This window comes from Pseudomonas eucalypticola, from assembly GCF_013374995.1.
Lineage (GTDB): Bacteria > Pseudomonadota > Gammaproteobacteria > Pseudomonadales > Pseudomonadaceae > Aquipseudomonas > Aquipseudomonas eucalypticola.
Genome location: NZ_CP056030.1, coordinates 3,072,190 through 3,085,488, shown reverse-complemented (window position 1 = coordinate 3,085,488; position 13,299 = coordinate 3,072,190). Strand labels below are relative to the sequence as shown.

Sequence of the window (13,299 nt, the reverse complement as noted above, 5' to 3'; positions counted from 1 at the left end):
CTTACCGTTGAGGTACGCCTATCGCGGCTTCCAGCAGCCCCTGCGTGAAGCCATGCACCGGCCGGCTGAATACCTCCTCGCACACGCCCTGCTCTACCACCCTGCCGCCCTGCATCACGACCACGCGGTCGGAGATGCGCCGCACCACGGAAAGGTCATGGGAAATGAACAGGTAACTCAACCCCAGCCGCTGCTGCAATTCATCCAGCAGTTCGAGAATCTGCTGCTGCACCAGCACGTCCAGGGCCGACAGCGGCTCGTCCAGCACCACCAGCTCCGGCTCCAGGGCCAGGGCGCGGGCGATGGCCACTCGCTGGCGCTGACCACCCGAGAGGCTGTCAGGGCGGTTGTCGATCAGGGTGGCAGGGACATGCACCTGGGCGAGCAAGTCAGCTACCCGTTGCCGGCGCGTGGCCGTGGTGCCCACGGCAAAGGCTTGCAGGGGCTCGCTGATGATCTGCGCCAGGCTCAGGCGCGGGTTCAGCGACGCGTAGGGGTTCTGGTACACCACCTGGATCTGCCGCCGCAATTCGCGCCAGTCGCGCCGCGAAGTACCCAGCAGTTCACGGCCATTGAACCGCACCGAGCCCCCATCGGCGCGTTCCAGGCCCAGCAACAGCCGCGCGGTGGTCGACTTGCCCGAACCCGAGGCCCCCACCAGGCTGGTGGTCCCCCCACGCGGCACCTCGAACGACACGTCGTCCACGGCAGGCGGCCCGGGTTGGCGCCAGGTTGCAAAACTCTTGTGCAGGCCACTGACCTCCAGTATCGGGGCCAGCGCCCAGTGCGCCGGTGAGCGCTGGCGCAGACAGGCCGCCTGGGCACTGGGGGCCGCGGCCAGCAGCGCCCGCGTGTACGCGTGCCGCGGCTGGCGCAGCACCTGCGCCGCCGCGCCGCTCTCGACAACACGCCCGCGGCGCATCACCAACACCCGGTCGGCCCGCTGCAAGGCCACGTCCAGGTCATGGGTAATCAGGATCACTGCCGCCTGTCGCTCCTGGGCCAGGCCCTGCAGGCAATCAAGCACCTGGCGCTGCACCTCGACATCCAGCGCGCTGGTAGGCTCATCGGCGATGACCAGTGCCGGGCGGTTGGCCAGGCCCATGGCCACCAGCACCCGCTGGCGCATACCGCCGGACAGCTCGTGGGGGTAGCGCCGCGCCAGTTGCTCGACAGCGGGCAGCCCCACTTCGCGTAGCAACCCCAGGCTCCGGTCCCGGGCAACGGCACGTGGCAGACCGTGCACGGTCATGGCCTCGACCAGTTGCGCGCCGACGCGTTTCACCGGGTCCAGGGACAGGCCCGGGTCCTGGGGCACGAAGCCGATCTGCACGCCGCGCACCTGCTGCCATTGCCGCTCACCCAGGCCCAGCAGCTCGCGCCCATCGAGGCGGATGCTGCCGCTGCGGACCCGGGCACTCTCGGCCAGCAGGCCGACCAGGGCTGCCGCGGTGGTGGACTTGCCGGAACCCGACTCACCAACGATCGCGAGCACCTCGCCGGCGTGCAGTTCGAAACTTACGCCGGTCACCCCGGGCACATCACCCTGGGCACTGTGATAGTCGATGTGCAGGTTGCTGACCTGCAGCAACGGCGTGGTCCGCGCACTCATCGGTAGACTCCTTGACGGGCCTGCAAGGCCCTGGCCAGTTGGTTGGCGGCAATGACCACCGCGGCCACCACCAGCCCGGGCAGGCCGGTGTACCACCAGGCCGTGACCATGTAGTTGCGGCCCTCGGCCACCAGCAGGCCCCATTCCGGTTGCGGCGGTGGCGCACCAAAGCCCAAAAAGCTCAGTGCCGAGACCGCCAGTACCGCGCTGCCGAACTCCAGCGCGGCCAAGGCCAGCACCGGCCCGGCCACCGGTGGCAGAATGTGCCGGGCAATGATTGTCCAGGGCCGCACCCCGCAGGCACTGGCCGCTTCGACGAAGGTGCTCACCCGCCAGCGCAGCACTTCGCCGCGCACCAGGCGGGCAAAGCTGGCTACCGCCGACAGGCCCACGGCCAGGGCGATATTCAGGGTGCCGAAGCCCAGCACCGTGATCACCGCCATGGCCAGCAGCAGCGCCGGTACCGCCATCAGCACTTCCACCACACGCATCAAGCCCGCGTCCAGCCAGCCGCCGAAGAAGCCACTGAGCACCCCCAGCACCATGCCGCTGACCAGCGCGATGAGCACCGCCAGCAAGGTCGCGCGCAATGACAAGCCGGCGCCATACACCGTGCGGCTGTACAGGTCGCGCCCCAGTTGGTCGGTACCAAACCAGTGCTGGGCGCCCGGCGCCTGCAAAGCCTGGGTTGGTACCCCCAGCAACGGGTCGGCATGGCTGAACAGGCCCGGCCACAAGGCCCAGCCCACGGCAGTCAGCAGGATGGCGATGGCCAGTACCAGAAAAAGTCGTTTCATCAGCGTTTCCCCAGGCGTGGATCGAGCCAGGGGTACAGGGCATCGACCAGCAGGTTGACCAGTACGAAAATCACTGCCGCCAGCACCACCACCCCCTGCACCATGGGAATGTCCTGGACGCTGACCGCTGCTTGCGCCAGGCGCCCCACCCCCTGGCGGGAAAACACGGTTTCGGTGACCACGGAGCCGGCCAGCAGCGAGCCCACGATCACCCCTGCCAGGCTCAGCACGGGGATCAGTGCGTTATGCAGAATGTGCCGGCAGACCACCCGGGGCCAGCCTAGCCCCTTGGCCCGCAAGGCTTCGACGAAAGGCTGGCGATGCACCGTCGCCATGGACCGCAGCAGCACCTGGGCGATGATCGCAGCGGTGGGGATGGCCAGGGTCAGGGCCGGCAGCACCAGGGCCGGCAGGCCACGGTTACCCATGGCCGGAAACCAGTGCAGGCCGAAGGAAAAGCCTTGCAACAGCAACAGCCCCAGCCAGAACGTGGGTAAGGACACCGCCAGCGCCGGCACCCCCAGCAGCGCATCGCGCAGCCATGCCACCCGGGTCAGGCTGGCAATCAACGCCAGGCCCACGCCCAGCAGCAATGCCAGGGCCAGGGCGGCGAAGGCCAGTTGCGCAGTGGCTGGCAGCGCCTGCAAGAGCGCGCCCGCCACCGGCTGGCCGGTCTGGATCGAATGGCCGAAGTCCAGGTGCAACGCCCGTTCCAGCGCCAGCCCGTATTGCACGATCACCGGCTGGTCCAGGTGGTACTCGGCTCGTAGCCTCGCCACCTGGGCGGCATCGACGCTGGTCTGCTCGCCGCTCTGGTTGAGCATGATGCTCACCGGGTCGCTGGGCAACGCGTACAGAATCACGAATGACACACTGAACGCCGCCCACAGCACCACCCCCGCCTGGGCCAGGCGGCCCAGCCAATAGCGCACCGCACTGGCCAAGGCGCGCTGCGCCAGGCGGGTCATGGCTGCACCCAAGTGTCGAAGAATTGCAGCCGCGACGAGGCCTCATAATGCAGGCCGTGCACCTGCTTGCCCTGGGCCAGCACCGTGGCCAGTTCGATCAGGGCGATGGCGTGCCCGCCCTCGATCAACTGCTGGCTGGCCTGATCCACCAGCGCCTGGCGCTTACTGGCGTCAAGGGTGGCCGCCGAGTCGGCCAGCAACTGGTCGATCTGGCCAGGCTGGCGCACGCTGACGTTATAGCCCGGTGCCTGGAATACGGTGCGCAGCACATCGGGATCGGCACGGGTCAGGTTGAGAAAGCGCACACTGTAGTCCCCGCTGGCCTGCAGCGCGGTGGTCTGGCTGAGGGTGGTCTTGTTCAGGCGCAGCTCGATGCCCACCTGACGCAATTGTTGCTGTACCAGTTCCAGAATCGGCACGGATTGCCAGTAGTCGAGTTTGAACGACAACCGCTGGCCATCCTTGACCCGGATACCATCGCTGCCCGGCACCCAACCGGCCTCATCCAGTAACCGCCCTGCCCCCTGCGGGTCATGGGCCAGCAATGCGGAGAAGTCCCGATACAAGGGTGTACTGCTGGCCAGCAAGGCACTGGCCACCTGCTGATGTTGGGAAAGAATAGGCTTGAACTGCTGGCGATCAATGGCCTTGTTCAACGCCTGGCGCACGCGCCGGTCACTGAACAGCGGCGTGGATTCATTGGGCGCGAGGATGAACACCACGCCGGGGTTGGCGCGGCTGAGAATCGGCAGGCCCTGGCTTTGCAAGGCGGCCTCGTCCTGGGGCGCGACACTGGTGTTGACGTCGATCTGCCCCGACAGCAGGCTGCCCAGGCGCACCCCCGACTCCGGGATGATCAGAAAGTCGATGCCCTCCAGCCAGGCCTGGTCGGTGTGCGCGGCCAGCGCTGACGGCCAGCGGTAGTCGTCACGCCGTGCCAGGGACACCACCTGGTTATGCACAAATGACTTCAGGGTGAACGGCCCCGAGCCCACCAGCTCGCCCTGACAGCGCTGGGCCGGCGGCGTGGCCAGGGTGCGGGCGGCCAGCAGCCCAAGGCTCATGGTCGAGGTGGCCTGCAGAAACTGGGCGTTGGGCTGGGCGAACCGCACCACCACGGTGTGCGCGTCGGGTGTGTCGATACCGGCCAGGCCCGCCAGGTAGGTGGAACCCAGAATGGCCCGCGCGCCCAGTTCAACGATCCCTTGCAGGTTGGCCTTCACCGCCGCGGCATCCACGGCTGTGCCGTCACTGAACGTCACGCCCGGGCGCAGGTGAAACGTGAAGTGGCGAGCGTCGGCGGACACTTCCCAGCGGTCGGCCAGCCAGGGTTCGATGGCCCCGGTGGCCGGGTCCTGGTCGGTCAGCGAATCCACCAGTTGCCGGCCCACGTTGAGTGCCGTGTTGTTACCCGCCTGTTGCGGATCGATGCATTGCGGGTCACCGTCCAGGGCTACCTTCAACACACCCCCGCGGTGCGGCGTGCCTGGCTGGCCGGCGCTGGCCACCGGCGCGTGGGCATCACCGCAGGCGGCCAGCGCCACGGCCAGCAGCGACGCGGCGAAAGGACGAAGCAGGCTCATGAACGGCCCCCGGCGCGGCGGTTGGCAATAAAGGGCAGCCCGAGGTTTTCCCGCAGGGTCCGGCCCTGGTACTCGCGGCGGAACAGCCCACGACGTTGCAGTTCCGGTACCACCTGTTCGGCAAAATCACCGATGCCCTGGTGCAGCCCGGAGAACATCACGTTGAAGCCATCGGCGGCGCCCGCCTCGAACCAGGCCTGAAAATCGTCGGCGATGCTTTCGGGGGTACCGATCAGGATGCGATGGCCACCAGCGGTCAGCTTGTTGAACAACTGACGCACCGTGGGCCGTTCGCGGCGGATCAGGTCGAAGACCAGTTTCTGCCGGCTCTTGTGGGTGTTGGTGTCGAATTGCTCGGGCGGCAGCGGCACCACCGCGTCGAACGGCAGCTCGGACAGATCAAAGCCCAGGCTGGTAAAACGCGAGATCGAACGCAGGAACGAAGGCGGGTCCAGCAGCGCCTGTTGCTGGTCGTAGCGCGCCTGGGCCTCCTCAAGCGTGCGGCCGACGATGGGCGACACACCGGGCAATACCTTCAGGTGCTCAGGGTCGCGCCCCAGAGCGGCGGCGCGCTGCTTGATCTCGGCGTAAAACGCCTGGCCCTGCTCTACCGTGTGCTGGGCGGTGAAGATCAGTTCGCCTGCCCGGGTCGCCAGTGCCCGGCCCGCGTCGGACGAACCGGCCTGGGCAATCACCGGGTAGCCCTGCACCGGGCGCGCGGCGTTCAGCGGGCCACGCACCTGAAAATGGGTGCCGTGGTGGTTCAGCACATGGAGCTTGTCAGTGTCCAGAAAACGGCCGCTGGCCTTGTCCTGGATAAACGCGTCATCGTCCCAACTGTCCCACAGGCCGGTGACCACGTCGTAGAACTCCTCTGCGCGGTCGTAGCGATCGGCGTGCAGCACATGGGCGTCGCGGTTGAAATTCTCGCCACCGCCCAGGGACGTCACCAGATTCCAGCCTACCCGGCCGCCGCTCAGGTGGTCGATATTGGCGAACTTGCGCGCCAGGTTGTAGGGCTCGTTGTAGGTGGTGCTCGCAGTGGCGATCAGGCCAATGCGCTGGGTGCTCAGGGCCAGCGCAGGCAGCAGCACCAGGGGGTCCCAGCGCACGCTGTTGGGCCCGTGGGCCAGTACGTCCAGGTCGGTGTCGACGTTCACCGTGTCGTTGAAGAAAACGGCATGGAAACGCGCTGCTTCCAGGGTCTGGGCCACCCAGCGAAAGTGCTCGAAGTCGCGGAACGAGTCCGCCGCCGCCGAGGGATGGCGCCAGCCGGCGCCCATGATGCCCGCGCTGGGAATGAAGGCGCCGAGGATGATTTGCTTATGCGCTGTGCTCATGTGCCACTCCTCAGAAGTTGTAGGTCAGGCGCGTGTACCAGAAGCCGCCGTAGGGGTCGAACGGCGAGATGCTGCCGAATTTGGGAAAGCCGTTGACGTCCCCCTGGGGGTAGGCGTTGTTGTCGGCGCGCACGTCGAACAGGTTGTTGGCCCCCACCGCCAGGCTCAGGTCCTTGGTCACGGCGTAAGCCACCTCCAGGTCGGTGAGCCACTTGGCACCGTAGGTCACGTCGTACTGAGGGTTGGTGTCGCGGGCGGTGACCTTGTCGTAACGGGTCACGGCGCCGGTGACGGTGAACTGGCCGATGTCCCAGACGCCACTGAGGATCAGCTTGGTCTTGGGGTTGGCCACGGTCAGGTAGCCCTGCGCTACGCGGTCGAACAGCGCCAGGTTGCTGCCGGCAGCGGTGAGCGCCGCCGGCGTGGACTTGATGCTGTCGATCTGGGTCTTGTTCCAGTTGAACGCGACGCCGTACTTGACGCTACCGTAGGCGCCGTAGTCCACCTTGTAGTCGGTCACCAGGTCCAGGCCACGGGTCGTGGTGTCGGCGGCATTCGTGAAGTATTTGACCTGGTAACCGGGCTTGTAGCCGTTGGCGACCAGAATCTGGTTGACCCCGGCGCCGGACAGGAAGCCGGTCAAGGCGATACGGTCGTCGATCTTGATCTGGTAGGCGTCCAGGGTCACGCTGGCCGCCTGTATCGGCTGCCAGGTGAAACCCAGGCTGATGTTCTGGGATTTTTCGGGTTTGAGGTCTTCAGCGCCCAGGGCACGGGCCAGCGCCGAGTCGACGCGGGCGGTCTTGGCTTCGACGAACTGCGACACGCCGTTGACCGAGGTGTACTGGTTGGACGTCTGGGCGTACACCGATTGCGACAGCGACGGGGCGCGGAAGCCGTTGCTCACGGTGCCGCGCAGGGCGAAGGTCGGTGTCAGGTCGTAACGCAGCGAGAGCTTGCCGCTGGTGGTAGTGCCCGAGCCGTCGTCGTAGCCTTCGAAGCGCCCCGCGGCGCCCACGTAGAGTTTCTCGAAGGGGTTGAAGCCCACGTCCAGGTAGCTGGCGTAGCTGTTGCGGCTGGCCTGGCCGGCATCCTCGGGCGTGAGGGTGATGGCGCCCTGGGCACCGACGGCGGCGGGCTGGCCGGCCAACGGGCCACTGGGGTAAATGTAGCCGCCGTTGATGTACGACAGCGGGTTGTCGGACTCGGTCTTGTAGCGCTCATGCCGGTGTTCCAGGCCCCAGGACACCTGGGCTGGCTTGCTCAGGCCAACATCGAAGGCACGGGTGACGTCCAGGTTGTTGGTCCATTGATCGAAGGTGCTGCTGTAGGTATCGAAATGGGTCGGGCTGCTGGGGCCTAACGAGGCGTTGAGGGTCTTGTCGGCGCCGGACTGAGCGTCATCGCGGCCGAAGGTGGAACTCAGGTCCCAGTCCCAACCCAGGGCCTGGCCCTTGGCACCCGTAGCGGCCTGGTAGTCGTCCTCCACCAGGGTGTAGAACGGCGCGGTGCCGTCGGGGTAGATCTGCGGAATGATATTGGTCGAGTTGGGCCGGCGGTAGTTCTGCCCGCCTCGGGCGTCACGGTGGCTGTAGGTGGAAAACGAATACAGCGTCACATCGTCCAGCGGCAATTCGGCGTTGTAGGCGACCTTGATGTCCTTGACCTTCGGCAGGCCGTTCTCCTGCACTTTGCGGTCGGCGGTGGCGTCGCGCGGGTCGGCGCTGCCGTCCGGTTGCTTATAGTAGAAGCTGCCGGTGGCGTCGCGCGAACGCACGGCGGTCTGCTGCGATTTGGCGTCCAGGGAGAAATTGATGAAACCGTCGTTGGGCAGCGCCGCGCCCTGGTTGTAGGTCTGGCGAAGGGTGCCTCCGTCACCGCGTTCGTAATATTCGCCGTAGGAAGTACTGACCGAACCCCCATGATCCTGTTGTTTGAGGATGATGTTGATCACCCCGGCGATGGCGTCCGATCCGTACTGGGCCGAGGCGCCATCGCGCAGCACCTCGATATGGTCCACGGCACTGACCGGGATCATGTCCAGGTCCACGGGGTTGGTGCCGTAGGCTGCCGTGGAGTCGAGGTTGATCACCGCGCTGTTGTGCCGGCGTTTGCCGTTGACCAGCACCAGCACGTTTGAGCCGTTCAGGCCTCGCAAGCTGTAAGGCCTGGCGATGCTGTCGTTGGAACTGCCGGAGGGCCGCTGGGAGAACGACGGCAAGGCCTTCTGCAAGGCGCCGCGCAGGCTGCCGCTGCCGGTTTTCTCCAGTTGCTGGCCACTGATGACATCGATAGGTGCGGGGCTGCTGGTCACGGTACGGGACTCGCTGCCGCGCGAGCCGGTGACGATCACCGTGCCCAAGGTGTCATCACTGTTGGTATCGGCGGCGGCGAACATCGGCTGCAGCGCATAACCGGCCAGCAACAGGGGGGCGAAGCGCAGGGTAAGACGCGAGGAATACGGGGTCATGTCAACGGCTCAGAAGTTGATTGAAGTCGTGGCGCCACAGCGGTCGGACGTCGACGGCGCGGCGAATCAATTGCTGGTCATGAAACAGGTCGGCGACGTGCTGTTGCGAAGCGATGGCCGTGTCATCCACGGCGACCACCTCCGCCGGCTGGCTGCGCTGGTGGAATTGCTGCAGGTACAGCTCGCGGCTGATGCCGGTCAGCTGCGCGCTGCGGTCGGCCCAGGCGTCCGGGTGCGCCTGTATCCAGGCCCAGGTAGCACGCTCGCGCTGCAGGAAATCGCCGATGCGCGCGCGGCGCACGGGGTCGGCCAGGGCAGCGTCATTGGTGGCGATCAGGTAGTTGCCGGCGTAGTAACCCGCCGTCCCCTCGAGCATCTCGCCATCCATCATCGTCGCGGCCCGAAGCCCGCTGATGCCACCAGCCACCAGCGCGTCGATGTGGCCGTTCTGGAAGGCGATCAGCGCGTCCTGCATGGGCATGGGCACCGGCACCACGTCGGTCAGGGCCAGGCCGTTGCGCTGCAGCAGGTTGAGCAGAAACGCCTGGGTGTTGGTGCCGCGCACGAAACTCACCCGCTTGCCCCGCAGGTCACGGATGTGCTGGATGCCCGCCGCCTTGTTGACCACCAGGCGCGTCTCGTTGGCATCGCCACGCACCACGGCGATCAGCTTGATCGGAGCGTTGGCCGCGGCAGCGAACACGGGCGGGATCTCGCTCATGTAGGCGTAGTCCAGGTGGTCGCTGGCCAGCGCTTCGATGACGATGCTGCCCCCGGCGATATCCGCCCACTGCACCGGGTACGGCAGGTTGCCCTGCCCGGCCAGGTCGAGAAACGACGGCACCAGGCCCTTGTACCGCCAGACCCGCAGCCCCGGCCCGGTGGCCATTGCGCGGCCCGCCAGGCAGCCTGCGCCCAGCGCCAGCCCCGCCTGCAGCACGCGGCGTCGAGAAAAATGCGACATGGTGATTCCTCAATCCAGCAGGTCGGGTTGTTCCACGCGGATGCGGTCCCACAGCGGCAGGAAGTTCAGCCAGGCAAAGAACTCATGGCGGGCCTTGTCGCCACTGTCGGCCGGGTCGAGATCAGGCACCACGGGCGTGCCGGCGGCATACGCCAACAAGTGCGCCCGGGCCGTGTCATCGGCGAGAATGAAGCGCCAGGCGGCACTCTCCACGGTCTGGCCTACGGCCCATAGCCCGTGGTTTTGCCACACCAGCAGGTTATGGTCGGCAAAGGTCTCGACAAACGCCTGGCTGACCCGGTCGCGGTCTTGCTCCAGGCGCCCGTCGGCGGCACGCAAGGCGTGGCGGTCGAAAATCACCTGGTCATTGATGAAGGCCCCGGCCTCGGCGGTGATGGGCTGGAACAGGCGGCCCTGGGACGACCACACCCGCCCATGGAAACCATGCACATGGGCGATGCCCACCACCTCCGGGCGCGCCTTCTGCAAGTCGTAGTGCAGTTCCAGCGCACTGGTGTTGAGCACGCCCTCGCCTTCCACGACCTGGCCATCACCGTCCACGCGCAGCAGGTGTGAGACGCTGATCTGGGAAAACGGCACGCCCAGCGGGTTGATCCAGTAGTGGTCGGGCTCCACCGGGTCGCGGGCGGTAAAATGCCCCGCTACGCCGACCTCGAAGCCTGATTGGGCGAACAGGCGATAGGCCGCTGCCAGCCGCTGCTTGCGGTGCAGGCGTTCCTTGAGCGGGTCTTCGTGACGCACCGGTTGGCGCAGGGCCAAGCGGTTATTGTCCTGGGGCAGGCTGTAGATGCCTTGGGGGAACGACGGATGTTGGCTCATGGTGACAGACTCGGGTTGTCTCCTGCCGGGGCAGGTGCTTCTTCGGCGCAGCCGGGTTCGCTGGCGAGGGCCAGGGGGCTGCGATGGCGGTGGCGCGAAGCAGTCGGGTGGTCAGGTTTGCATGGTGTACCCCTCGCAGGTCAGGAAGCAGAAAGGCTCTCCTCCACCGTGCGGGGGGTCGGGATGGACGCTCGGGCTCAAGCGTGTATCAACATTATTCGTCTAAGTATTACTAGTAAAATTCTGATTAGTTATATGCTAATTAATGTTTATTAAATCTTCATTGTGTTATCAGCTATTTGCATTTTCACTCATTGCGTTGGGAGGCTGTCCAGGCATATTGCCTGTTTGCATAGCCATCCCCGTGTTCGACGCCGCTGCTGCAGCGCTGGGCATTACAGCTGCGCGCCTCGAACACATCGTACGCGAGGACCTGCTGGCCGATCTGGGACAGCACGGGGCGCTGACCGCCGAGAAAGCGGCGCTTTGGTTATCCAGTCCCACCGCTGCGTGTCCTTCCCGGGCAAGCCCGGTCCCACAGGGGGGCGGCTGGGGTCAGTTCAAGGAGGTGGCTGCGGTTTTGGGGTTTGCCCTGTGGGACCGGGCGAAGCTCGGGAAGCAGGCGCCGCGGTATTCCCGACATACCCCGCCAGGCCCTTCCCGGGCAAGCCCGGTCCCACAGGGAGGGTGCAGCTGGGGTCAGTTCAAGGAGGTGGCTGCGGTTTGGGGATTTGCCCTGTGGGACCGGGCGAAGCTCGGGAAGCAGGCGCCGCGGTATTCCCGACATACCCCGCCAGGCCCTTCCCGGGCAAGCCCGGTCCCACAAGGAGTGGCTGCGGTTTTGGGGTTTGCCCTGTGGGACCGGGCGAAGCTCGGGAAGCAGGCGCCGCGGTATTCCCGACATACCCCGCCAGGCCTTTCCCGGGCAAGCCCGGCCCCACAGTTTCAGTCGTGGGCGCTGCTCTTGGCCAGTATGGCGTGCAGCAGTACATCGGCCCCAGCGGTTGCCCAGTGGGGATGGATGTGCTCGGCTTCGTTATGGCTGAGGCCATCCACGCAGGGGACGAAGATCATCGCGGTAGGCGCCACGCGGTTGAGGTAGCAGGCATCATGCCCCGCACCCGAGATCATGGGGCGATAGCTGTGGCCCAGACGCTCGCAGGCGGTACGCACGGTGGCCACGCAGTCGGCATCGAACGCAATCGGCGCATACTGGAAAATCTGCTCTACCTGCCAGCGCAAGCCGATACCGTCGGCAATGCCTTGCACGGCCTCGCGCAACTGGCCATCCAGGGCGGCCAGCACCGCTTCGTCCGGATGGCGGAATTCCACGCTGAAGAACACCCGGCCGGGCACCACGTTGCGCGAATTGGGGTAGACGTTGGCCATGCCCACCGTGGCCCGCCCTTCCGCCCCCTGGGCCAGGCCCAGGCCGTTGACCGCCTCTACCACGCGGGCAAAGCCGAGCAAGGCGTCCAGCCGGTGGTCCATGGGCGTGGTGCCGGCGTGGGCGCTGCGGCCCCTGAGCTCCACTTCATACCAGCGCTGGCCTTGGGCGCCGGTGACGACGCCGATGGTGATGCCTTGGGCTTCCAGGATCGGCCCCTGTTCGATGTGCAACTCAAACGCAGCATGAATAGGCGTGACCTGGCAGAGATGCGAGCCCGCGTAACCGATCTGCGCCAGTGCCTGACCGAGCGTGACGCCGTTGGCATCGACCCGCGACAAACCGTATTCCAGGTCGAATACCCCGGCATAGACACCCGAGGCAATCATGGCCGGGGCGAACCGCGAGCCCTCTTCGTTGGTCCAGTTGACCACCTCGATAGACCGATCAGTCTGAATACCATGGTCATTCAGGCTGCGCACTACCTCAAGGCCGGCCAGCACGCCGTAGATACCGTCGAACTTGCCCCCCGCCGGTTGCGAATCACCGTGGGAACCCGTGACCACCGGCGCCAATTGCGGATCGCGGCCTTCACGACGGGCGAAAATATTGCCCATGGCATCGACACGGATCTGGCACCCCGCCTCCTCCGCCCAGCGTACGAATAGCTCACGGCCCAGGCGGTCTTCTTCGCTCAGGGCCAGGCGCGACACGCCGCCGTTGGCGGTGGCGCCATGCTGGGCCATGTCCATCAGCGTCTGCCACAAGCGCTCGCCGTTTACCCGTGGCCCCTGGCTCATGGCTGGCCGCCCTCGGGCTTGGCGCGGTAGCGGAAGTCGCAGCGCGGCGCCCCGCCCATGATGGTCTGGGTGCGGGTCAGCTCAATGTCAGGGTTGTAGCCGACGATGAACAACTCATCGCGGTTGCACGACAACAGGTGGCCGATCTCGCCCAGGCCCATTTCGTGGTACATCTCGGCGTAACGGCAGCGCTTGACGTCGTAGTCATAGTGCTGGGCGTCACTGGCGATCACCTCGACCTTGAGGGCGTCATCCTTCTCCCACAGCACCTGCAGTTCGACAAAGCTCTGCAGGTCGGCGCCCTTGGTTTCCTTGGCCGCGAAGCTGCGCCCGGCCTCGATGGCGGCGTTGCCCACCGCCTCGCCAATGACTGCCGCGGCGTGGGCCTTGCCATGCTCACGGACGAGGATCTCGTAGATAGGCTTGATGATTTCGGCTTCGATGCGCCGACGGGCCAGAATGCCCAGTTCACCGTCATGACTGCTCATGCGCGTGTCTCCTGCGAAGGCGCGGGGGCTGCCCGCGCCGTGATGAAATG

At 66.2% G+C, this 13,299-nt stretch carries 10 protein-coding genes; all 10 read right to left on the bottom strand.

Annotation, left to right across the window (positions count from 1 at the left end; all coding sequences use genetic code 11):
* Position 1 precedes the first annotated feature (1 nt).
* The 10 genes from HWQ56_RS13830 to HWQ56_RS13785 all read right to left on the bottom strand — a co-directional run bounded on the left by HWQ56_RS13830 (position 2) and on the right by HWQ56_RS13785 (position 13,249).
* The gene (locus HWQ56_RS13830) at positions 2-1,612 is read right to left on the bottom strand and encodes a dipeptide ABC transporter ATP-binding protein (RefSeq protein WP_176570851.1); all 1,611 of its coding nucleotides are present in this window, start codon (positions 1,610-1,612) and stop codon (positions 2-4) included.
* The gene (locus HWQ56_RS13825; protein ID WP_176570850.1) at positions 1,609-2,409 is read right to left on the bottom strand and encodes an ABC transporter permease; all 801 of its coding nucleotides are present in this window, start codon (positions 2,407-2,409) and stop codon (positions 1,609-1,611) included. The genes HWQ56_RS13830 and HWQ56_RS13825 overlap by 4 nt, the downstream gene beginning before the upstream one ends.
* The gene (locus HWQ56_RS13820; protein ID WP_176570849.1) at positions 2,409-3,377 is read right to left on the bottom strand and encodes an ABC transporter permease; all 969 of its coding nucleotides are present in this window, start codon (positions 3,375-3,377) and stop codon (positions 2,409-2,411) included. The genes HWQ56_RS13825 and HWQ56_RS13820 overlap by 1 nt, the downstream gene beginning before the upstream one ends.
* Positions 3,374-4,960 carry an ABC transporter substrate-binding protein gene (locus HWQ56_RS13815; protein WP_176570848.1) on the bottom strand — a complete coding sequence of 529 codons (1,587 nt, stop codon included), beginning with the start codon at positions 4,958-4,960 and terminating at the stop codon, positions 3,374-3,376. The genes HWQ56_RS13820 and HWQ56_RS13815 overlap by 4 nt, the downstream gene beginning before the upstream one ends.
* A complete protein-coding gene (locus HWQ56_RS13810) occupies positions 4,957-6,300 on the bottom strand; it encodes an LLM class flavin-dependent oxidoreductase (RefSeq protein WP_176570847.1) in 1,344 nt (447 codons plus the stop codon). The genes HWQ56_RS13815 and HWQ56_RS13810 overlap by 4 nt, the downstream gene beginning before the upstream one ends.
* A gap of 10 nt (positions 6,301-6,310) precedes the next feature.
* A complete protein-coding gene (locus HWQ56_RS13805; protein WP_158153660.1) occupies positions 6,311-8,770 on the bottom strand; it encodes a TonB-dependent receptor plug domain-containing protein in 2,460 nt (819 codons plus the stop codon).
* Between the two features lies 1 nt (position 8,771).
* The gene (locus HWQ56_RS13800) at positions 8,772-9,734 is read right to left on the bottom strand and encodes an ABC transporter substrate-binding protein (RefSeq protein ID WP_176570846.1); all 963 of its coding nucleotides are present in this window, start codon (positions 9,732-9,734) and stop codon (positions 8,772-8,774) included.
* A 9-nt stretch (positions 9,735-9,743) separates the two neighbouring features.
* On the bottom strand, positions 9,744-10,574 hold the full coding sequence (locus HWQ56_RS13795) for a class II aldolase/adducin family protein (RefSeq protein WP_158153662.1): 831 nt from the start codon (positions 10,572-10,574) through the stop codon (positions 9,744-9,746).
* 945 nt (positions 10,575-11,519) lie between these two features.
* Positions 11,520-12,761 carry a Zn-dependent hydrolase gene (locus HWQ56_RS13790; protein WP_176570845.1) on the bottom strand — a complete coding sequence of 414 codons (1,242 nt, stop codon included), beginning with the start codon at positions 12,759-12,761 and terminating at the stop codon, positions 11,520-11,522.
* Positions 12,758-13,249: an L-2-amino-thiazoline-4-carboxylic acid hydrolase gene (locus tag HWQ56_RS13785; RefSeq protein ID WP_158159091.1), complete on the bottom strand. Its 492-nt coding sequence runs from the start codon at positions 13,247-13,249 to the stop codon at positions 12,758-12,760. The genes HWQ56_RS13790 and HWQ56_RS13785 overlap by 4 nt, the downstream gene beginning before the upstream one ends.
* Positions 13,250-13,299 lie beyond the last annotated feature (50 nt).